The following is an 18,585-nucleotide window of genomic DNA, read 5'->3' on the forward strand; positions in this document are numbered from 1 at the left end:
TTACGCCGTCTTCGGCACGAAGGCGCCGGGCGGGATGTGGCCGTCGACATAGGCGTGCGAGAGCGCATCGAGCTGCACCCACAGCACGTTGGTCTTGAAGATCAGCGCGTTGCAGACCGATTCGCGCTCCGCCGGCGTCTTCGCGTGCTGTTTGACGTAATCGAGCGCGAAGTTCGCATCACGCGGCGCCTGCGCCAGGCGCCGGCTGAAATAGCTCATGATGTCAGGGTTGACGAAGTCGTAATGCTTCAGCATCCCCGAGATGCGTTCTTCGTGCAGGTTCGGCGCGAACAATTCGGTGAGCGAGGAAGCGATCGCCTCAAGCGGCGTGCGGTCGCGGCAGAAATGCACGTAGGCCTCCACCGCAAACCGCGTCGCGGGCAGAATCCCTTCGGTGGATTCCACATAGGCCGTATCGAGGCCGAGGCCCTCGGTCAGCTTCAGCCAGCGATCGATGCCGCCTTCGTTGCCGGGATCGCCGTCGTGATCCTCGATGCGGTGGCGCCACTCAATCCGCGTGTTGCGGTCGCGGAAGCGCGAGATGACCATCGCGTCCTTCAGCGGGATCGTGCTTTGATAGTAGTAGCGGTTCAGCGCCCAGGCCTGCACCTGGCCCTTGTTGAGCTTGCCGCCGTGCAGCAGGCGATGGAACGGGTGCAGGCTGTGGTAGCGCGTCGCGCCGATCTGGCGCAACGTCGCCTCCATCTCCTCGGCGCTGTTGAGCGTGATGCCCCTGCCGATCGAGAGCGCGGTCATTCCGTTCGTACGCACGACGTTCACAGCACGATCTCCGTTCCGTCGGAGGGAATCTGCCAGCCCGCCTGTTCGGCCGCCTTGCGCTCGGCCGAGGTCCCGAGCAGCACCGGGTTGGAGTTGTTGATATGCAAAAACACTTTTCGTCCGATGTCGAGACCGGCGAGGCTCTGAATCGCGCCCTGATCGCCCGACATCGCGATATGCCCCATGCCCTGGCCGGTCTTGGTGCCGAGCCCGGCCGCGATCAACTCGTCGTCGCGCCACACCGTGCCGTCGAAGAACACCAGCGGCGCGCCCTTGAGTCGCGACCTCAGATCGTCGGTCACCCGGGCGCAGGCGGCCAGGAAGTAGAAATATTTGCCGCTCGCCTTTTCCGCAATACGCAGGCCGAGCGTGTCGCCGACGCCATCCTTGCCGGCCGGATGCGCCTTGCCCTCGAGATACCAGGCGCCCTTGCCGGGAACCTCGAAGGGCAGCACCTCGAGCCCGGACGGCGCGCCGTCGGGCAGGATTGGCTCGAAGACGCGGTCGACCGCAATGGGCTCACGCCTGACATTCTTTTCGCTCAAGACGTTGAAGATACTGTTGGAGCGCAGGATCGCCAGTACGCGCTCATGCGCGTAGATCGCAAACGGCGAGCCTTCGCGCATCGACAACAGCCCGGCGACGGCATCGATCTCGCCATTGGTGAGGATCACGCCTGATATCGGGCTGTGACGCAGCGCGCCCTGCTTCGGATGCAACTGCGGCGTCGCGATCAGTTGCTGGCGCAGATCAGGGGAGGCGTTGACCAGGAACCAGTGCGCGCCATCGCCGCTGAACGCGATCGAAGCCTGCGTGCTCTGCAATTGCGGATGGTCGCGCCGTGCTGCCTGGCAGACTGGGCATCCGCAGTTCCACTGCGGAACGCCGCCACCCGCTGCGGCGCCCAGGACGACGACGCGAAGCATGATCCGTCCCCTGGAAGATAACTCGACCCAAAAACGTTACGAGGTGGAGTCTGGACCTAGCACGCGCTTCCTGCTCGGGAGCACGCCATGCCCGGACATCCACCTGCGTCAAACGCAAAACGTGTATATGGAACGCTGCCGCTTACTTGCGGGTGGCGCACATATACATGTTGATTTCCATGCCGACCGACACTTCGACGATCTTCGGTGCTTTCCAGGCCATTTGGCTCTCCATTTGCAACCGGACGAACTTCCGCCCTGCCTGATAAGGTACCGTGGATGAAAAAGTTCGCCAGTAAATTTTTCGCAGGATTGCCCTGCCAGGCCATGCTGCGTTGCAGTATTTCGCTCGGTGGCGCTCACGGAGTTGTGCGCGCCTTCCCGTCAAAAGCCCGTGGCGTCAGGTCTTTTTCCTGTTGTTCGCCGTTGGCTGAATGGTGATGTTGGGGGCAGTTGGGGCCGCGCGCCTCCTCCCAAGGTCCTGGTGACGATTTCGCGCCTTGTGGCGCCCAAGCGAGCCGAGTTCAGCCGATGCCACGCTATTTCTTCAACACCCGTATCGGCGACGAGCTGATTTCCGACCCTGACGGCGAGATCCTGCGCGATCCCGATCGTGCCTGGGAGATGGCGCGGGCGATGATTCGCGAGTTGCTCAAGACCGAGGGGGCCGACGGCGCATTGATGAGCGCGGTCATCGAGGTCACCGACGACGAGGGCGAGATCGTGCTGGAATTCCCGTTCACGGAGGCGATCCTCGATCGCCCGGATCGCTCGATCACGAGACATTGACGCGCACTGACAAGGCGTCCGGCGCGTTCTTCCGGGGACGCGAGACGTCGGCGCATGTTTCCGATTGCATTTGTCCGGACAAATCCCCAAGACTAGGACTTCGGCAAAGCCGCCGGCGCCGGCGGATCACACCGGCGCCAAGCAAGACGGCTTCCGTCCAGGGGAGAACACCATGATCCGCGATTCGTTTGCGCCGCGCAGCCTATTGCTGGCGGGGGCTTTCTTCGGCGCCTTCACGCTTCAGGCCGCGGCCCAGCAGCCGGCCAATCCGCCGGCGTCCGGCGCCGCACCGGCTGCCCAGCCGTTACCGCCGGGCTCGCCCATGATCGGACGTCCGGACAATGAGGCGGCCGCCAAGCTCGCGCCCGTGGCGCCGCCGCCGCTGCCGGCCTCGCCCGACAAATTGCCGGTCGCCAAGCTCAAGGTGCCGGCCGGCTTCAATGTCGAGGTCTATGCCGCAGGGATGGCCAATGCGCGCTCGCTGGCCCTTGGCGACAAGGGCACCGTGTTCGTCGGCAGCCGTCTCGTCGACAAGGTGTATGCGATCGTCAACAAGGACGGCAAACGTTCGGTCAAGGTGATCGCCTCCGGCCTCTACCGCCCGAACGGTGTCGCCTTCAAGGATGGAACGCTCTACATCGCCGAGCTGTCGCAGGTCTCCAGGATCGACAAGATCGAGGACCTCCTGGACAACCCGCCGAAGCCGACCGTCATCTACGACAAGCTGCCGAAGGACGAGGCCCATGGCTGGAAGTTCATCGCCATCGGTCCCGACAACAAGCTCTACGTCCCGGTCGGCCAGCCCGGCAACAACGTGCTGCATGACGACGCCCACGGCCAGATCCGCCGCATGAATCTCGATGGCTCCGGCGCCGAGGTCTATGCGCTCGGCGTTCGCAACTCGGTCGGCTTCGACTGGAATCCCGCGACCAGGCAGATGTACTTCACCGACAACGGGCGCGACTGGCTGTCGGAAACCGTGCCGGAAGACGAGCTCAACCGCGTCACCAAGGCTGGCGAGGATTTCGGCGCGCCGTTCTGCTACCAGGGCAACATCATCGACCAGGAACTCGGCTGGGGTAAGTCCTGCAAGGACTACACGCCGCCGGTCGGCCTGATGGGCGCGCACACCGCCTCGCTCGGCATGCGCTTCTACACCGGAAGCATGTTCCCGAAGCGCTACAAGAATGCAATCTTCGTCGCGCGTCACGGCTCCTGGAACAAGACGCAGAAGCAGGGCGGTGACGTCGTCGTCGTCAGGCTGAAAAGGGACGGCACCGTAAAGTCGATAGAGCCGTTCATGACCGGCTTCCTCGAGGACAACAAGTATATCGGCCGGCCGGTCGACGTGATGCTGCTCAAGGACGGCTCGCTGCTGGTCTCCGACGACTGGAACGGCGCGGTCTACCGCGTCAGCTACAGCAAGCCGAAGGTCGCGAACGAGTAAGATGGAGCGGCCTAACCTCCGTCGTCCGAGGAGCCCGCGACAAAATTGCAATGCAATTTTGCGCTGAAGAGACGAAGCAATCCATATCTCCGCAACTGGCGGTATGGACTGCTTCGCTTCCCTCGCAATGACGCTGTGGAGATGAATCGATGCGTTGCATGATCGTTGCGGCTCTGGCGCTTGCGTCAATCGCATTCCCCGCCAGTGCCGAGACCATCCAGGAGCGCGCCGTGCCGTGCTTTGCCTGCCATGGCGAGCACGGCACGTCGGAGACCGAAAACACGCCCTCGCTCGGCGGCCAGCAGGCGCCCTACGCGCTGATCCAGCTCTTCATGTTCCGCGAGAAGCTGCGCACCTTCGAGCCGATGAACGAGATGGCGAAGCCGCTCACCGACGACGATCTGCGCGCGTTTTCCGACTTCATCGCGACATTGCCAAAGCCGGTTCCGCCGGCGGATGCGGGCGATCAGGTGCGGATGGCGAAGGCGCAGGCGCTGGTGCAGCAGAACCGCTGCAACACCTGTCACAACACCGATTTCTCGGGCAAGGAGAACGTCCCGCGCATCGCCAGCCAGCGCGAGGATTACCTCGCCAAGACGCTCGCCGAGTACAAGGACAACAGCCGCCACGGCTATGACGCCACCATGGCCGACGTGATGCAGACGGTCACCAAGGAGCAGATCGCGGACCTTGCCTATTACATCGCTCACGTCCGCTGACAGGTCGGGCAGCGGGCGGCTGGTCTTGCCCTTCATAGGGAGCTAAAAGGCCTCCGTCATACGGAGTGTCTCATGCAGGATCTTTGGCGTCTGTCGGCCACCGAGCTGGCCAGCCTCATCAAATCCAGGAAGGTCTCGGCGAAGGAGGCGGCGGAGGCGGGGCTTGCCCGGCTCGATGCGGTCAATCCGAAGATCAATGCGGTGGTCGATCATCGTCCCGATGATGTGCTGGCGCAGGCCGCAGCGATCGATGCGGCGATCGCCCGCGGCGAGGACATGGGACCGCTCGCCGGCGTGCCGGTCACGATCAAGGTCAATGTCGACCAGGAAGGCTATGCCACCACCAACGGCCTGAAGTTGCAGCGCGACACCATCGCCAGGGTCGATAATCCCGTGGTCGCCAACCTGCGCAAGGCGGGTGCCGTGCTGCTCGGCCGCACCAATTGCCCGGCCTTCTCCTACCGCTGGTTCACCACCAACCTCGTCCACGGCGACACCAAAAATCCGCGCGATCCTTCCATTACCCCCGGCGGCTCCTCGGGCGGCGCAGGCTCAGCGGTCGCGGCCGGCATTGGCCACGTCGCGCACGGCACCGATATCGCGGGCTCGATCCGCTATCCGGCCTATGCCTGCGGCGTGCACGGCCTGCGGCCGAGCATGGGCCGCATCCCGGCCTTCAATGCCGCGCTGCCGGAGCGTCCGATCGGACCGCAAATCAGCGCCGTCTCCGGGCCACTCGCGCGTACGATTGGCGATTTGCGCATCTCGCTGGCGGCGATGTCGGCACCGGACCATCGCGATCCCTGGTACGCGCCGGTGCCGCTGGACGGACCGCCGCGAGAGAAGCGCGTCGCGATGTGCTTCAACCCCGATGGCCTCAATCCGGTGCCCGAAGTGGTCGCCGCGGTCGCCGACGCCGGCAGGCGGTTGCAAAAGGCAGGCTGGATCGTCGAGGAGATCTCCGACACGCCTCCGCTGCGCGAGCCGGCCGAGATCCAGACCTGGCTGTGGCTTGGCGACGGTTACGAGGCCCAGCTCGAGGCCGCTGAACGAGAGGGCGATCCCGGCGCGCTCGCCTGCCTGCGCGGCAACCGCGCGAAGGTGCATCCGTTCGACCTGTCGAAGGCCCTGGCGCGGCGCGCCACGCTGACCCGCGAATGGTTCGCCTTCTTCGACAAATATCCGGTGCTGCTGATGCCGGTGTCCGGCGAGCTGCCGTTCCCGGACCATCTCGACCGCAAGGACGATGCGTCGTTTGCCCGGGTGTGGCATGCACAGCTCCCGCAGATCGCCATTCCCTTCATGGGGCTTCCCGGGCTAACCGTCTCCACCGGCCTCGTCGGGCGGATTCCGGTCGGCGTGCAACTCGTCGCCGGCCGCTACCGCGAGGATTTGTGCCTTGCGGCAGGGGAAGCCGTTGAGGCCGGCGGCACGCCGTCGGCCGCGATCGATCCGGCAAGCTAGCGAGAGGGACAATGCCGACCGTCTACGATTTCTCTGCCAAGTCACTGGCCGGCGACGATGTGCCGATGCAGCGCTTCGAGGGCCAGGTGCTGCTGATCGTCAACACCGCGAGCGCCTGCGGTTTCACGCCACAATACAAGGGCCTGCAACAGCTCTACGCCGATTTGTCGCCGCGCGGCTTCGCCGTGCTCGGCTTCCCATGCAACCAGTTCGGCGCGCAGGAGCCGGGCGATGCGAAACAGATCGCTGACTTCTGCGAGACCAACTATTCCGTGACGTTTCCGATGTTCGCCAAGATCGACGTCAACGGCGCCAACGCGCATCCATTGTATGCGTATCTGAAGCGTGAGAAGTCGAGCCTGCTCGGACCCTCGATCAAATGGAACTTCACCAAGTTCCTGGTCGATCGGAACGGCAAGGTGGTGGGACGGCATGCGCCGACCGCCAGACCCGAAGGATTGAGGAAGGACATCGAGGCGTTGCTATGAGCGAGAATGACACCAACGACCAGTTGCCGGATCGTCTGTCGATCGATCCAAACAGCCCATATTACAACGCGGAGGTTCTCCAGCGCGAAGTCGGCATCCGCTTCAAGGGCGTCGAGAAGACCAATGTCGAAGAATATTGCGTCAGCGAAGGCTGGGTCCGCGTCACCGCGGGCAATGCGAAGGACCGTCACGGCAATCCGCTGACGCTGAAGGTGCACGGCCCGGTCGAGCCGTACTTCCGGGAGAAGCCGAAGGCCTGACCGCGCGCCTCGTTGTCGGCATCCGCGATTTGGATTGCTTCGCTTCGCTCGCAATGACAGTGGACGAACACTGCTGCCACAACCCAGAAAGCATTCCCCATGTCCGTCCGCATCGTCGACGTCCGCGAGGTGACAAAGCCGATCTCCTCGCCGATCCGCAATGCCTATATCGACTTCACCAGGATGACCTCGAGCCTGGTTGCCGTGGTCACCGACGTGGTGCGCGACGGCAAACGGGTGGTCGGCTACGGCTTCAACTCCAACGGCCGTTACGGGCAGGGCGGCCTGATCCGCGAACGCTTTGCGCCGCGGCTGCTCGAGGCTGATCCGAAATCGCTGCTTGATGCCGATGGCAGCAATCTCGATCCCGACAAGGTGTGGTCGACCCTGATGTCGAACGAGAAGCCGGGCGGCCATGGCGAGCGCTCGGTCGCGGTCGGCACCATCGACATGGCGGTGTGGGACGCGGTTGCGAAGATCGCGGGCAAGCCGCTATTCCGCCTCCTCGCCGAGCGCCATGGGCTATCAGCCAATCCGCGTGTCTTCGTCTATGCCGCGGGCGGCTACTACTATCCGGGCAAGGACCTGAGCGCACTGCGCAGGGAGATGCGCAGCTATCTCGACCGCGGCTACAACGTCGTGAAGATGAAGATCGGCGGCGCGCCGATCGCCGAAGACCGCGAGCGCATCGAGGCGGTGCTCGACGAGATCGGCCGCCACGCGCAGCTCGCCGTCGACGCCAACGGCCGCTTCGACCTGGAGACCGCGATCGCCTACGCGAAAATGCTGCGGGAGTATCCGCTGTTCTGGTACGAGGAGGCCGGCGATCCCCTCGACTATTCGCTGCAGGCCGCGCTCGCCGAATTCTATCCGGGGCCGATGGCGACCGGCGAAAACCTGTTCAGCCATCAGGACGCCAGGAACCTGATCCGCTACGGCGGCATGCGCACGGATCGCGACTGGCTGCAATTCGACTGCGCGCTGTCATACGGGTTGTGCGAGTATCAGCGCACGCTGGCGGTGCTGACCACGCATGGCTGGTCGCCCAGCCGCTGCATCCCGCATGGGGGCCATCAGATGTCACTCAATATCGCGGCCGGCCTCGGCCTCGGCGGCAATGAGAGCTATCCCGACCTGTTCCAGCCCTATGGCGGGTTCCCGGACGGTGTGCGCGTCGAGGGCGGCCACATCACGATGCCGGACCTGCCGGGCATCGGATTCGAGGGAAAGTCCGATCTTTATAAGGAAATGAAAGCGCTGGCGGAGTGACGCCGGGGACCGCGCACACAGCCGGAGCAAGTCCGCTTACGGGGTCTTTTGAGCGTCGCTCATATTTTTCTTGAACGTTGCTCATACTTCCGTATACTCATCTGCAATTCCACGACGATGCATGCGCGACACGCGACACGCGACACGCGACAGGGCGTGCGCGGGCGCTCACCTGGCAGCGGAGGATTGCGGCAATGCGGTATTCTGACGATGATCTTCGGACGGCGGCGAATGCCGGCGTGATCAGCGCGACGGATTTGCAACGGCTCGTGGCGTTCCTGTCGGAGCGGGCAGCGGTCAACGATGTCGCGCCAGCGGCGAAGTTCGATGCTGCCCATCTGCTCTGGTACGCCGGCGCCCTGATCGTGATCGGCGCCATGGGCCTGTTCTCGACCGTGGCGTTCTCGCAAATGGGGGGCCGCGCGCTCATGCTCTCCGCGATCGCCTACGCGACCGTCTTCACCGCGGCCGGCCACTACCTTTGGCATCGGAAGAATTTGCGCGTCCCGGGCGGCCTCCTGATCGCGATCGCGGTGTCGATGGCGCCGCTCGCGGTTTTCGGCATTCAGGAGGAACTCGGCTGGTGGGGGAGGTTCGGAAAGCCAGGCACAGTCCAGGACTTCTATGCCTGGATCAAAGGCAGCTGGGTGTTCATGGAGACGGCGACCATCGTCGCCGGTGCGCTTGCGCTGCGCTACTACCGTTTTGCCTTCATCGTCGCGATCATCGCGGTCGCGCTGTGGTTCATGTCGATGGACCTGGCGCCATGGTTCAGCGGCACGGCCTACGCCGATTTCGCGACGCGGCGCCGGGTCTCTGTCTGGTTCGGCCTGCTCGTGCTCGCTCTGGCCTGGATCATCGACTATCGCAGCCGCAACGGCGACTTCGCATTCTGGCTGCATCTGTTCGGGCTGATGGCGTTCTGGGGCGGCATCACCGCGTCCGATAGTGCAACCGAGCTTGGAAGAGCGCTCTATTGCCTGTTCAATGTCGGCCTGCTCGCGCTCGCCGTGATCCTGATGCGACGTGCCTATGCAGTGTTCGGCGCATTCGGCATCTGTCTCTATCTCGGCCATCTCGCCAACATCGTGTTCAAGGACTCGCTGCTGTTCCCCTTCGCCCTGTCGGTGATCGGGATTGCCGTGATCGCAGCCGGGCTGTTCTATCATCGCAGGCAGGATGAAATCGCCGCATCGCTCTCCGCGCACCTGCCCAAGGCCGTGCTGCGGCTGCGGCCTTCGCATTGACCGGAGAGGGATTGTTGCGAACAAGCCGCCCGGAAAAGCGGGCGGCTTGCGATTTCGGATCATGCCTCAAGCACGATGAGATAAGGCCGAATCGTCATCGCGCTTTAGCTCTTTGTTTGAGCATGATCTCCGCGCAAACGCGTTTCGCGTTTGTCGCGAGGGAAAACCGCTGCACACTTTCCGGATCGCGCTCTAGTACTTGCTGATGCCAGTCGCGCCGAAGCGATAGTTGATCCGCGCGGTGACGAGGTCGATGTCCTGGCCGATATCCTCGTTGCGGGTGTTGACGCCGAGATTGGCCGCCGTCACGCCGGTGAAGGCGACGTTGTCGGTGCCCATGAACAGATGGTCGTATTCGAGGGCCACCGACCAGTCCGGCGCAAAGCCGTACTCGAAGCCGACGCCGACGGTTCCGCCCCATCGGGTGTCATTGGCCGAGGAGAGCTCGGCGCCCGTTGGTATCGACCAGCTGGAATATTGATTGCCCGTGACGGCCGCGCCACCCTTCACGTAGAGCAGGACGTTGTTCCAGGCGTAGCCGATCTGGCCGGTGAACAGGCCGAATGAATCGACGTTGCTCTGGTTCGAGATGTTGGGAAACACCAGGCTGGTGCTGGACCCGGACAGGTTGGCCCAGTTGCCTTGCGCTTCCACGCCGAACACCCACGACGCGGACTGCCAGCGATAGCCGATTTGTCCGCCGACCGTGCCGCCCGATCCGGTGCCGCAGCCCTCGGCCGCGCTCGGGATCACCGCAGTGCCGAAGAAGCTGGTGTTGCTCCAGCAGTTGCGATTCCATCCGCCGCCGCCGTTGATACCGACGTAGAAGCCGCTCCAATCATAGGCGGGCGAAACCATCGGCGGCGCCTTGGTCGGCACGTAGCTGCGCGGAGCGAGGTCAGCCGCAAAGGCCGGTGTGCCGATTGCCGCGAGGCCGGCAACGCTGAGCAGAATTCTTTTCATGATGAGTCCCCATGCGGTTTCACTGCCAACCCCGCTGGCAAGCATAGGAAGAATCCCGCCGGTGTATCGTGAAATTGTCGCAAGCTCGATGAATGTCGATTTGGTAATCACGTTTCCGCTTTTGTCTGCGAGAGACAGAAGTTGCGCGTGTGAACCAGGCAAACCCACGAAGCCGCGTCAATCGCCGGTTTTTCGCGATGCCTGCGAAGCGGTTGGCAAATCCGTGAACTGCGGGCCTGCGGATGTCGAATGTATCGCGATCGACACACTTCTGCGCAGCGACGCTTGGGCGGAGACGTCAGTCGAGGCGGAGTCGCGCTAAAACGTTTCTGTGATCGCGGCTCGATTGCCCCGCTCAAGAGCGCTGGCGGCTGCAAGATACCTGTCCGCCATGATCAGCATCGCGGTGCGCAGCTCGGGCATTGTGGACTCTTCTGCCAGTTGTCGGCAGATGCGCTCCAGTCGTCGATAGTCGCCGATCTCCGCACGACGTGACCGCGAACGACCCAACCGCCGGATCAGGCCAATGCGGCACTGCACGGCCTTGAATGATCCGCTCGTCGGCTGCTGGCGGCGTTCGATGTTACAGTTCTGAAGCATTGACATATCTTGTCTTGCCCGCACTGGTCCCGAGCCGACGCGGCACTTTCTTCCTTGTGGTGCGATCGGCAAGTGAACGTTTGGCAACCTGACCGCAGCCGCACGCTTCCCAAAGACGTGAATGCCCGGGACAGGCCCGGGCATCAGCAAGGCAGAGAAGTGGCTCGCTTTACCCGAGCCGCATGTCCAGGAGTCGCCGGCCGTCGCCCTTGAGCAGCTTCTTCACTGCGCTGGAGGCGATAACCTCGCCATTGTTGGCGTAGGCCTCGTGGTTCTTCTCGATGTCGTCGAGGCGGTAGAGATAGTTGACCATGACGCCGGCGGATTCGCGCAGGCCCTTGGGTGAGAGATCGCCGAGCCAGTTGATCCGCTCCAGCCGCGCGCCATTGCCGAGATGGAAGCGCGCGACCGAGTCGATCATGCGTCCCTTGTTCGTGCGCGCCTTCAGGAAATAATACGCCGCGAGCGGCTCGAGCACGGCGCGCAGCTGCGTCGTCAGCTCGGCATCCTCGATCCAGTCCGACTTGTCGAGGTTTCCCAGCAGCGTGCGTTCCTCGTCGGTGGCGGGGACGTCCTTGGCCTCCTTGATCCACTGCATGAAGCCCGGCACCGGCGACAGCGTGACGAAACTGTCGAGCTTCGGCAGCTCGCGGCGCAACTCCTCGACCACCTGCTTGATCAGGAAGCTGCCGAACGAGATGCCGCCGAGCCCGCGCTGGGTGTTGGAGATCGAATAGAAAACGGCCGTGCGCGCGCGCTCGGTCGGCACCACCTGGCGCTCCTCGGCGAGCAGCGGCGCGATCGCGCCGGGGATTGCCTCGGTCAGCGCGACCTCGACGAAGATCAGCGGTTCGTCCGGCAGCGCCGGATGGAAGAAGGCGTAGCAGCGGCGGTCGACCGGATCGATGCGGCGGCGCAGATCGTCCCAGTCGCGGATTTCGTGCACGGCCTCGTAACGGATGATCTTTTCCAGAATATTGGCCGGCGACGACCAGTCTATCCTGCGCAGCACGAGGAATCCCCTGTTGAACCAGGACGAGAGCAGATGCACCACGTCGCGGTCGAGCGCGGCGAGGTCCTTGTTGCCCTTCGTCAATGAAAGCAGATCCGTTCGCATCGACACCAGCTCGCCGGTGCCGCCCGGCGCGCGGTTGAGCCGGCGAATCAACTCCTGTCGCCGCGGCTCGGAGGCGAAGTGCAGATCGCTGGCGTCGTCGCCATTGGTCTGTGCGCGCCAGCTTTCGATCGCCTGCAACAGCTTGCCGCGATCGGGTCCGAAATCGCGGGCCAGCGACTGGAAGAAAGTCAGGCGGCCTGATGCATCAAGGTGGTGGTAGCGGTCAAGCACCTCGCGTGCCATGGCGGTGCCGGACGCCTCGCCGCGGCCCGACAGCAGCGCTTCGCACAATTCCACGAGTTCGGAGGCGTCCTGCCCGTCGTCGGCCGCGCTGGCGCGCCGCAGCAGGGTGCGGCCGCGTTCGGAAATCGTCGAGAGCAGATCGGAAAAGAAGGCGTTGGCCATAGGCAGTTCATGTCCGGTGTTGCCGAACCTTACACGGATTTAAGGTCGGGGGTATCGGAATCAAGCGCATGGATCGTACGGAAATATGTCGCGGCTCGCGGCGGTATAATTCGTCACGGCGTGTCATGCCTTCTCGGCAAATTCCGTCGGCGTCTTGCCGGTGACCTGGCGAAACGCATGCGAGAACGCCGGCACGCTGGCATAGCCGAGGTCGGCGGCGACCTGCTTGACCGAGACATTGGTCCCGGCCGACAGCCGCTCGATCGCAGCCGCGATGCGGGCGCGCTGGCACCAGCTCTTGAAGGAGAGCTGGGTCTCTGCCGAGAACAGCCGCGACAGCGTTCGTGCCGAGGTGCCGACCTGGCCGGCCAGCGTCTCGATCTCATGGTCGCGGGTCGGATCAGCCAGCACGATGTCGGCGGCGCGGCGGCAGCGCGGCTCCTGCGGCAGCGGAATGAAGGTCGCGGAGTCCTCCGCCTGGTGCAACTCCAGCATCACCAGCCTGATCAGGAGCTCGATGCGTTCGTCGCTGCTCGCCGCGTCGAACAGCGCGAGGATCGCCTGGTGCAGCAGCGGCGAAACCCGTACCACGAACTCATTGTCGAGGCTGCCGCTGCGCTCCTCGCGCGCCAGCCAGGCCTGGTCGAAATACAGGGTGCGCATCTCGATGTCGGCGAGCACGTCGATCGCATGGCCGAACAGGGCAGGCACCCAGACTGCGCGGTCCGGGGGCACCAGCCAGCGGCCCTTCGGCGTCGTCACCTGCATGGTGCCCTTGGTGGCGTAGACCAGTTGCGCTTCGCGGTGCATGTGCGGATCGAGCCGGACGCCCCTCGCATAGCTGCGTGCGACCAGGTGCACGCCGTCGCTGGTGACGCGCCGCTGCTCGTAGAGGGCTTTGATTGGCGGATCAGCGATAGTCATTGGCGACATCCCGTCAGGGCTTCTCCCTATAACCTATTTCCCAGCAATTGAAGATTCGAGCGAGAAAAGTGCCCATGAACAGCCCCAGCCGGGTGATCAGCTTCGTCAATTCAGCCCATTTCATCGACCACTATGCGATGCTGATTTTCGCCGCCGCCGTCATCATCATGGGGCCCGCGCTCGGGATGGCCTATTCGGAGCTGCTGCCCTACGCGACCCCGGGCTTCATCGCCTTCGGCGCCGGCTCGCTGATCACGGGCTGGCTCGGCGACCGCTGGAGCCGCCGCCACATGATGTTGATCTTCTTCGTCGGGATCGGCCTTGCCATGATCTCGGTCGGCTTCGTCTCGAGCCCGCTGCAACTCGGGGCGGCCTTGCTGGCGATCGGCATCTTCGCCTCGATCTACCATCCGGTCGGCACCGCGATGATCGTGTCCTATGCCGAGAAGCTCGGCGCCGAGATGGGGATCAACGGGGTCTGGGGCAATCTCGGCGTGGCCTCCTCGGCGCTGGTCACCGGCGTGATCGGCCAGTATCTCGGCTGGCGCTGGGCCTTCATCGTGCCGGGCGTGATCACGGTGCTGATCGGCCTCGCCTTCGCGATGACAGTCGTGCATGAGGACCGCAAGGGCTCGAAGCAGGCGGCCGCCCAGGTCCGCGTCGCCAAGGAGGACATGTGGCGGGTGGTCCTTTCGCTGCTGATCGTGGTGATCGCGATCTCGACCACGTTCAATGCGGTGACGGTGGCGCTGCCGAAACTGTTCGCCGAACGGCTCGCCGATTTGACCAAAAGCCCGGCGCTGCTCGGCCTGATCGCGGCCGGCGTCTACGTGTTCGGCGCGATGACGCAGTACACGATCGGGCGTCTCCTGGACAGGCATTCGCTGAAGTCGGTGGCGCTGCCGCTGTCGTTCATGCTGGCGCCGTTCCTCTACATGGCCGCGACCCTCTCGAACCTGCCGCTCATCGTGGTTTCGATCGGGATCGTGATGGGCGCCTTCGGCCAGGTCACCGTCAACGACGCCATGGTCGGAAAATACACCACTGAGGAATGGCGCTCGCGCGCCTATGCGGTGCGCTACTTCGTCGGCTTCACCGCAGCCGGTGCGTCGGTCGGTCTTGTCGCCTGGCTCTACGACCGGGGTGGCTTCACGATGATGCTGCACGCGTTCGCGGCGCTCTGCCTGCTCGCGATCGCGGCTGCGATCATTCTGCCGCGCGAGATCAAGGCGCCGGCCGCGCGGGCAGGCTAACCCCATCCCGCACGCCACCAGCGTCGCGCTTCTAATCGGAGAAAAAGCCGGCGCCGATCAAGCCGCTCACGCCGTCAGCCTTGAAGCCCTTCACATAGCTCCACTTGTGCGACGGCTGGGTCTGGCCCGGCTTCGGGAACATGTAGTCGACCCAGCCGGCCCCTTTCGTCTGCACCATCTTCAAGAACTCGTCATGGAACATCTTGCCGTTTGCATCCTTCTCGCCGTGCGGATTGGTGCCCTCGCGCTTGGGAAATGCCGGGTTCAGCAAGACGTTGAGATGCTCGTCATATGCAAACAGGTAGGTGTTGCCTGACCACCACTCGCTGTCACGCTTCCTGAATTCGGCAAACGCTGCCTGTCCGCGTTGCTCGACGAGAGCCGCCGCCCGATTGACCAGGTCTTCGATCCGCTTGGCTTGATCGGATGATGGCGGCGTTTCCTGCGAATGTGCAGCGCTTCCCGTCATGAAGCTGGCCAATGTGACGCAGACCAGCAGTGACTTGATCATGGCGATGTTCCTGTCCCTGGGCGTGAGCCACCGTAGCATCGGCCGCGAAACTGCGGAAGGTCGCAGCTCGGCTTGAATTGACACCATTGAGCCCGTGCATAGAGAATGCTCCACCAGGTCGAGTGGGAGCGCCGCAATGCGGACCAGTTTTTGCGAACGTGTCGGTGTCGAACTGCCGATCATCCAGGCTCCGATGGGCGGCGCGGTAGGGCCTGCGCTGGCGGCTGCCGTGAGCAACGCCGGAGGATTGGGGATGCTGGTGCCATGGCGCGCGGACCTCGACAATGTCCGGCAGCAAATTCGCCAGACGCGCGCGCTGACCTCCAAGCCATTTGGCGTAAACCTCAACCTGGAATTCCCCCAGGAGCAACGTCTTGAGATCTGCGTCGAGGAGCGCGTGCCTGTCATATCCTTCTTCTGGCGAGACCCGAGCGCCGTGGTGCAACGCGCGAAGGCCGCCGGGGCGATTGTCTTGCATACCGTCGGTTCGGCCGAAGCTGCCAAACGCGCAGTCGACGCCGGCGTGGATATCGTTGTCGCGCAAGGCTGGGAAGCCGGTGGTCACGTGCGCGGCACCGTCGCGAGCTTGCCGCTCGTCCCGACCGTGGTGGATGCCGTCTCGCCCACGCCGGTGATCGCCGCGGGGGGGATCGCGGACGGCAGGGGTCTTGCGGCCGTGTTGGCGCTTGGAGCGGCAGGAGCGTGGATCGGGACACGCTTTCTTGCGAGCGAGGAAGCGGCGATTCACCCTCGATATCGCGAACTGCTGTTCAAGGCGACGGAAAACGATACCGTTTTCGCGGAAGAGTTGTTCGATATCCGATGGCCAAAAGCGCCGCATCGAGTCTTGCGCAACAAGACTGTGGATGCGTGGGAGGCTGCGGGGAAGCCCGTGTCCGGCAAACGTCCCGGAGAGGGAGAGGTCGTTGCGACGTCGAAGACAGGTGGGCCGATCGTTCGCTACCAGTCCGTCACGGCCGGCCCGGATGCCGAGGGCGACATCGATGCTCTTTCGCTGTGGGCCGGCCAGGGTGTGGGCCTGGTGTCGCGGGTGCAGCCGGCGGCCGAGATCGTGCGCGAGATTGCCGAGGAGGCCAGATTGGTCCTTCGACGCCTTGCCTCCTGACCATTTGGATGTGGCCGCGCCAGTCCGATTTACCCGTGGGAAGCGCGGATCCGCCGCAAGCCGGGTGCCGTTCTTCACTTGTCGCGGCACGATGGTGTGATACGCTTTGCGAGGGTTTCGGGAACTGAGGCGCCGGTTGCGACCTCAGCACTGCCATATTTATTTATTTTTTAGAGCAACCGGAATCATGGGTGAAATCCGCGATTTCAAGTCAGGCAAGCCGGGCAAGCCTGGCGGGCCGCCGTCCGACGACGCGGCGCCGCGTCGCCTTGCGGCGATCGTGGCGGGCGACATCGCCGGCTACAGCCGGCTGATGCAACTCGACGAAGAGGGCACGCATAACCGCGTCAAGCGAATCGTGCGCGAACTCGTCGAGCCAACCATCGCCGAGCACCGCGGGCGGCTGGTGAAGACCACGGGCGACGGCTTTATCGCGATGTTCGACAGTCCGGTCGAGGCGGTCAGGTCCAGCATCGTGATCCAGCAGAACCTGGTCGGCCGCAATGCGGCGGTGCCGAAGGAGTTCTGGATCGAATACCGGATCGGCGTCAATCTCGGGGACGTCATCATCGAGCCCGAGGACATCTATGGTGACGGCGTCAATGTCGCCGCGCGTCTGGAGGGCATCGCCGACCCGGGCGAGGTCTTCGTCTCCGGTGGCATCTACGAGCAGATCAAGCACAAGCTGGTTTGCGGCTACGAGTCGCTCGGCGATCGCAGGGTCAAGAACATCACCGATCCCGTCAGGGTCTATCGCGTGCTGCCGGATGCCGCGGCATACAGCCGGACCCGCCGACGCCGCGAAAGTCTGCTGATCGGCCTGCTCGGTGTCTCGATCACGATCATCGCAGGCGGCGTGCTCTGGTACCTGCTGGCGCAGCCACGCGGCAATCCGCGCGAGGTGGCGCTGGCGCCATCGTCATCTTCCGTTCCGGCACCCAAGCCGGCCGAGCCGTCGCCTGCCGCCGGGCCGGTCGCGCCAAATCAGGTGCAGAGTCCGGTTCCGGCGCCGACCGCGCAGCAGCCGCCAGCCCAGCCACAGCCTGTGCCCTCCGCGAGTTCTGCCGCGGCAGCACAAGGCGCGGCCGCACCCGAGCCCGAAATGGTGTCGTTGACCGGCGGCAGTTTTGCGATGGGCAGCAATGATGATGCTTCTGAGCGGCCGATCCACAGGGTGACCGTCAAGCCCTTTGCCATGGGCAAGTATCCGGTCACCGTGCGTGAATGGAATGCCTGCGCGGCTGCCAAGGGCTGCGGCTTTACGGCAACCGGCAACGACGACGCGCCGGTCACCAATGTGAGCTGGAGCGATGCGAAGCAATATGCCGCCTGGCTCGCGGACAGCACGAAGAAGCCGTACCGGCTTCCCAGCGAGGCCGAATGGGAATACGCGGCTCGCGGCGGCACGCAGACCAAATACTGGTGGGGCGATCAGGTGCAGTCGGGTATGGCGAACTGCAAGGATTGCGGCGGCGACGCCGCAGCCGCGCAGCCGGTCAAGGTCGGCAGCTTCAAGCCCAATCCGTTCGGCCTGTACGACATGGGTGGCGGGGTCGATCAATGGGTCGACGATTGCTGGCACCGGAATTACCAGGGCGCGCCGGCCGATGGTGAGGCGTGGCGCGGGGGCGACTGCTTTGCGCACGTGATTCGCTCCGGCTCCTGGAAGAACGACGCACACTATGTGCGACCGGCCAATCGCGACAATTACGACGCCAACGTTCGCTATCCGACCCATGGCTTCCGGGTCGCACTGTCACCTTGAAGCATGATCCGAACCCCGAACGCCACGACATCGGTGTTCGATGAGATGCTGCCAAGACGCACAATCAGGGAGCCGTCGATGAAAGGTTTGTTTCCCCTCCTGCTCGCGGCGGTCGTGCTATCCGCAAGCCCCGCCTGCGCACAAGGCAAGCCCGCGCCCAAGGACGCGGTGCTGTATTTCGTCTGGCCACGCAATGGGGCGATCGTCAAGGGCGCGTTCTGGTGCCGCTTCGGCCTGCGCAACATGGGCGTCACCCACGCCGGCGACGACTATCCGAACAGCGGCCATCATCACCTCTTTGTCGACGTCAGCGAGCCGCTGAACCCCAACGAGCCGATCCCGTCGGACAAGTCGCATCTGCACTTCGGTGCCGGCCAGACCGAGACCCAGCTCGATTTGCCGCCGGGCAAGCATACGCTGCAACTGGTGCTGGGCGATGCCAAGCATTATCCCTTCAATCCGCCCGTCGTCTCCGAGAAGATCACCATCAGGGTCCGCTAGACACTGCACGAGGTGCGCCAGGGCGACAGGC

20 protein-coding genes are annotated in these 18,585 nt (G+C 64.0%); 12 read left to right on the plus strand and 8 right to left on the minus strand.

Translation table 11 applies throughout. From position 1 onward, the window contains the following. From pqqC to pqqA, 3 genes are all read right to left on the minus strand, one after another. A complete protein-coding gene (gene pqqC / locus JQ586_RS00525) occupies positions 1-756 on the minus strand; it encodes a pyrroloquinoline-quinone synthase PqqC (protein WP_212392982.1) in 756 nt (251 codons plus the stop codon). A gap of 20 nt (positions 757-776) precedes the next feature. Then, positions 777-1,706, minus strand: a complete 930-nt coding sequence (gene pqqB / locus JQ586_RS00530; protein ID WP_212392518.1) for a pyrroloquinoline quinone biosynthesis protein PqqB — start codon at positions 1,704-1,706, stop codon at positions 777-779. Positions 1,707-1,848: 142 nt separating this feature from the next. Beyond that, positions 1,849-1,929 (minus strand): pyrroloquinoline quinone precursor peptide PqqA, encoded by an 81-nt coding sequence (gene pqqA, locus JQ586_RS00535; protein WP_035635412.1) that lies wholly within the window; start codon positions 1,927-1,929, stop codon positions 1,849-1,851. Positions 1,930-2,237: 308 nt separating this feature from the next. On the opposite strand from pqqA, the gene JQ586_RS00540 reads away from it, so the two are divergent. The 8 genes from JQ586_RS00540 (at position 2,238) to JQ586_RS00575 (ending at position 9,389) form a co-directional block, all read left to right on the plus strand. After that, positions 2,238-2,495 (plus strand): DUF6894 family protein, encoded by a 258-nt coding sequence (locus JQ586_RS00540; RefSeq protein ID WP_212392519.1) that lies wholly within the window; start codon positions 2,238-2,240, stop codon positions 2,493-2,495. A 172-nt stretch (positions 2,496-2,667) separates the two neighbouring features. Next, positions 2,668-3,942 carry a sorbosone dehydrogenase family protein gene (locus JQ586_RS00545; RefSeq protein ID WP_212392520.1) on the plus strand — a complete coding sequence of 425 codons (1,275 nt, stop codon included), beginning with the start codon at positions 2,668-2,670 and terminating at the stop codon, positions 3,940-3,942. Positions 3,943-4,091: 149 nt separating this feature from the next. Beyond that, the gene (locus JQ586_RS00550; protein ID WP_212392521.1) at positions 4,092-4,661 is read left to right on the plus strand and encodes a c-type cytochrome; all 570 of its coding nucleotides are present in this window, start codon (positions 4,092-4,094) and stop codon (positions 4,659-4,661) included. 72 nt (positions 4,662-4,733) lie between these two features. Continuing rightward, positions 4,734-6,125, plus strand: coding sequence for an amidase family protein (locus JQ586_RS00555; RefSeq protein WP_212392522.1), 1,392 nt, complete (start codon positions 4,734-4,736; stop codon positions 6,123-6,125). An 11-nt stretch (positions 6,126-6,136) separates the two neighbouring features. Further along, entirely contained in the window at positions 6,137-6,613 is a 477-nt protein-coding gene (locus JQ586_RS00560; RefSeq protein ID WP_212392523.1) for a glutathione peroxidase, read from the plus strand. Further along, positions 6,610-6,873, plus strand: a complete 264-nt coding sequence (locus JQ586_RS00565; protein WP_212392524.1) for a DUF3297 family protein — start codon at positions 6,610-6,612, stop codon at positions 6,871-6,873. The genes JQ586_RS00560 and JQ586_RS00565 overlap by 4 nt, the downstream gene beginning before the upstream one ends. Positions 6,874-6,972: 99 nt before the next feature. Continuing rightward, the gene (locus tag JQ586_RS00570) at positions 6,973-8,142 is read left to right on the plus strand and encodes a mandelate racemase/muconate lactonizing enzyme family protein (protein ID WP_212392525.1); all 1,170 of its coding nucleotides are present in this window, start codon (positions 6,973-6,975) and stop codon (positions 8,140-8,142) included. A gap of 194 nt (positions 8,143-8,336) precedes the next feature. Continuing rightward, positions 8,337-9,389: a hypothetical protein gene (locus tag JQ586_RS00575; RefSeq protein WP_212392526.1), complete on the plus strand. Its 1,053-nt coding sequence runs from the start codon at positions 8,337-8,339 to the stop codon at positions 9,387-9,389. A gap of 192 nt (positions 9,390-9,581) precedes the next feature. Here JQ586_RS00575 and JQ586_RS00580 read toward each other — a convergent pair whose 3' ends face one another. From JQ586_RS00580 to JQ586_RS00595, 4 genes are all read right to left on the minus strand, one after another. Beyond that, positions 9,582-10,352: an outer membrane protein gene (locus JQ586_RS00580; protein ID WP_212392527.1), complete on the minus strand. Its 771-nt coding sequence runs from the start codon at positions 10,350-10,352 to the stop codon at positions 9,582-9,584. A gap of 318 nt (positions 10,353-10,670) precedes the next feature. Further along, entirely contained in the window at positions 10,671-10,958 is a 288-nt protein-coding gene (locus tag JQ586_RS00585) for a hypothetical protein (RefSeq protein WP_212392528.1), read from the minus strand. A gap of 163 nt (positions 10,959-11,121) precedes the next feature. Then, positions 11,122-12,474, minus strand: coding sequence for a malonyl-CoA decarboxylase (locus JQ586_RS00590; RefSeq protein ID WP_212392529.1), 1,353 nt, complete (start codon positions 12,472-12,474; stop codon positions 11,122-11,124). A gap of 123 nt (positions 12,475-12,597) precedes the next feature. Further along, complete coding sequence (locus JQ586_RS00595) at positions 12,598-13,398, minus strand: helix-turn-helix domain-containing protein (protein ID WP_249147172.1); 801 nt, start codon at positions 13,396-13,398, stop codon at positions 12,598-12,600. A gap of 74 nt (positions 13,399-13,472) precedes the next feature. Here JQ586_RS00595 and JQ586_RS00600 point away from each other — a divergent pair, with 74 nt between their 5' ends. Then, positions 13,473-14,651: an MFS transporter gene (locus JQ586_RS00600; protein ID WP_212392531.1), complete on the plus strand. Its 1,179-nt coding sequence runs from the start codon at positions 13,473-13,475 to the stop codon at positions 14,649-14,651. Positions 14,652-14,682: 31 nt separating this feature from the next. Here JQ586_RS00600 and JQ586_RS00605 read toward each other — a convergent pair whose 3' ends face one another. Further along, the gene (locus JQ586_RS00605; protein WP_212392532.1) at positions 14,683-15,162 is read right to left on the minus strand and encodes a cache domain-containing protein; all 480 of its coding nucleotides are present in this window, start codon (positions 15,160-15,162) and stop codon (positions 14,683-14,685) included. Between the two features lie 94 nt (positions 15,163-15,256). Here JQ586_RS00605 and JQ586_RS00610 point away from each other — a divergent pair, with 94 nt between their 5' ends. The 3 genes from JQ586_RS00610 (at position 15,257) to JQ586_RS00620 (ending at position 18,554) form a co-directional block, all read left to right on the plus strand. After that, positions 15,257-16,288 (plus strand): nitronate monooxygenase, encoded by a 1,032-nt coding sequence (locus tag JQ586_RS00610; RefSeq protein ID WP_312016914.1) that lies wholly within the window; start codon positions 15,257-15,259, stop codon positions 16,286-16,288. 187 nt (positions 16,289-16,475) lie between these two features. Further along, the gene (locus tag JQ586_RS00615) at positions 16,476-18,053 is read left to right on the plus strand and encodes an SUMF1/EgtB/PvdO family nonheme iron enzyme (protein WP_212392534.1); all 1,578 of its coding nucleotides are present in this window, start codon (positions 16,476-16,478) and stop codon (positions 18,051-18,053) included. A 78-nt stretch (positions 18,054-18,131) separates the two neighbouring features. Then, positions 18,132-18,554 (plus strand): DUF4399 domain-containing protein, encoded by a 423-nt coding sequence (locus JQ586_RS00620; RefSeq protein WP_212392535.1) that lies wholly within the window; start codon positions 18,132-18,134, stop codon positions 18,552-18,554. Positions 18,555-18,585 lie beyond the last annotated feature (31 nt).

This window comes from Bradyrhizobium jicamae, from assembly GCF_018130215.1.
GTDB classification, from domain to species: domain Bacteria; phylum Pseudomonadota; class Alphaproteobacteria; order Rhizobiales; family Xanthobacteraceae; genus Bradyrhizobium; species Bradyrhizobium jicamae_A.

What these genes read in the sequence shown, in the direction of transcription:
- pqqC (WP_212392982.1), bottom strand. Translation starts at nt 756, where the DNA reads ATGACCGCGCTCTCGATCGGCAGGGGCATCACGCTCAACAGCGCCGAG.
- pqqB (WP_212392518.1), bottom strand. Translation starts at nt 1,706, where the DNA reads ATGCTTCGCGTCGTCGTCCTGGGCGCCGCAGCGGGTGGCGGCGTTCCG.
- pqqA (WP_035635412.1), bottom strand. Translation starts at nt 1,929, where the DNA reads ATGGCCTGGAAAGCACCGAAGATCGTCGAAGTGTCGGTCGGCATGGAA.
- JQ586_RS00540 (WP_212392519.1), top strand. Translation starts at nt 2,238, where the DNA reads ATGCCACGCTATTTCTTCAACACCCGTATCGGCGACGAGCTGATTTCC.
- JQ586_RS00545 (WP_212392520.1), top strand. Translation starts at nt 2,668, where the DNA reads ATGATCCGCGATTCGTTTGCGCCGCGCAGCCTATTGCTGGCGGGGGCT.
- JQ586_RS00550 (WP_212392521.1), top strand. Translation starts at nt 4,092, where the DNA reads ATGCGTTGCATGATCGTTGCGGCTCTGGCGCTTGCGTCAATCGCATTC.
- JQ586_RS00555 (WP_212392522.1), top strand. Translation starts at nt 4,734, where the DNA reads ATGCAGGATCTTTGGCGTCTGTCGGCCACCGAGCTGGCCAGCCTCATC.
- JQ586_RS00560 (WP_212392523.1), top strand. Translation starts at nt 6,137, where the DNA reads ATGCCGACCGTCTACGATTTCTCTGCCAAGTCACTGGCCGGCGACGAT.
- JQ586_RS00565 (WP_212392524.1), top strand. Translation starts at nt 6,610, where the DNA reads ATGAGCGAGAATGACACCAACGACCAGTTGCCGGATCGTCTGTCGATC.
- JQ586_RS00570 (WP_212392525.1), top strand. Translation starts at nt 6,973, where the DNA reads ATGTCCGTCCGCATCGTCGACGTCCGCGAGGTGACAAAGCCGATCTCC.
- JQ586_RS00575 (WP_212392526.1), top strand. Translation starts at nt 8,337, where the DNA reads ATGCGGTATTCTGACGATGATCTTCGGACGGCGGCGAATGCCGGCGTG.
- JQ586_RS00580 (WP_212392527.1), bottom strand. Translation starts at nt 10,352, where the DNA reads ATGAAAAGAATTCTGCTCAGCGTTGCCGGCCTCGCGGCAATCGGCACA.
- JQ586_RS00585 (WP_212392528.1), bottom strand. Translation starts at nt 10,958, where the DNA reads ATGTCAATGCTTCAGAACTGTAACATCGAACGCCGCCAGCAGCCGACG.
- JQ586_RS00590 (WP_212392529.1), bottom strand. Translation starts at nt 12,474, where the DNA reads ATGGCCAACGCCTTCTTTTCCGATCTGCTCTCGACGATTTCCGAACGC.
- JQ586_RS00595 (WP_249147172.1), bottom strand. Translation starts at nt 13,398, where the DNA reads ATGACTATCGCTGATCCGCCAATCAAAGCCCTCTACGAGCAGCGGCGC.
- JQ586_RS00600 (WP_212392531.1), top strand. Translation starts at nt 13,473, where the DNA reads ATGAACAGCCCCAGCCGGGTGATCAGCTTCGTCAATTCAGCCCATTTC.
- JQ586_RS00605 (WP_212392532.1), bottom strand. Translation starts at nt 15,162, where the DNA reads ATGATCAAGTCACTGCTGGTCTGCGTCACATTGGCCAGCTTCATGACG.
- JQ586_RS00615 (WP_212392534.1), top strand. Translation starts at nt 16,476, where the DNA reads ATGGGTGAAATCCGCGATTTCAAGTCAGGCAAGCCGGGCAAGCCTGGC.
- JQ586_RS00620 (WP_212392535.1), top strand. Translation starts at nt 18,132, where the DNA reads ATGAAAGGTTTGTTTCCCCTCCTGCTCGCGGCGGTCGTGCTATCCGCA.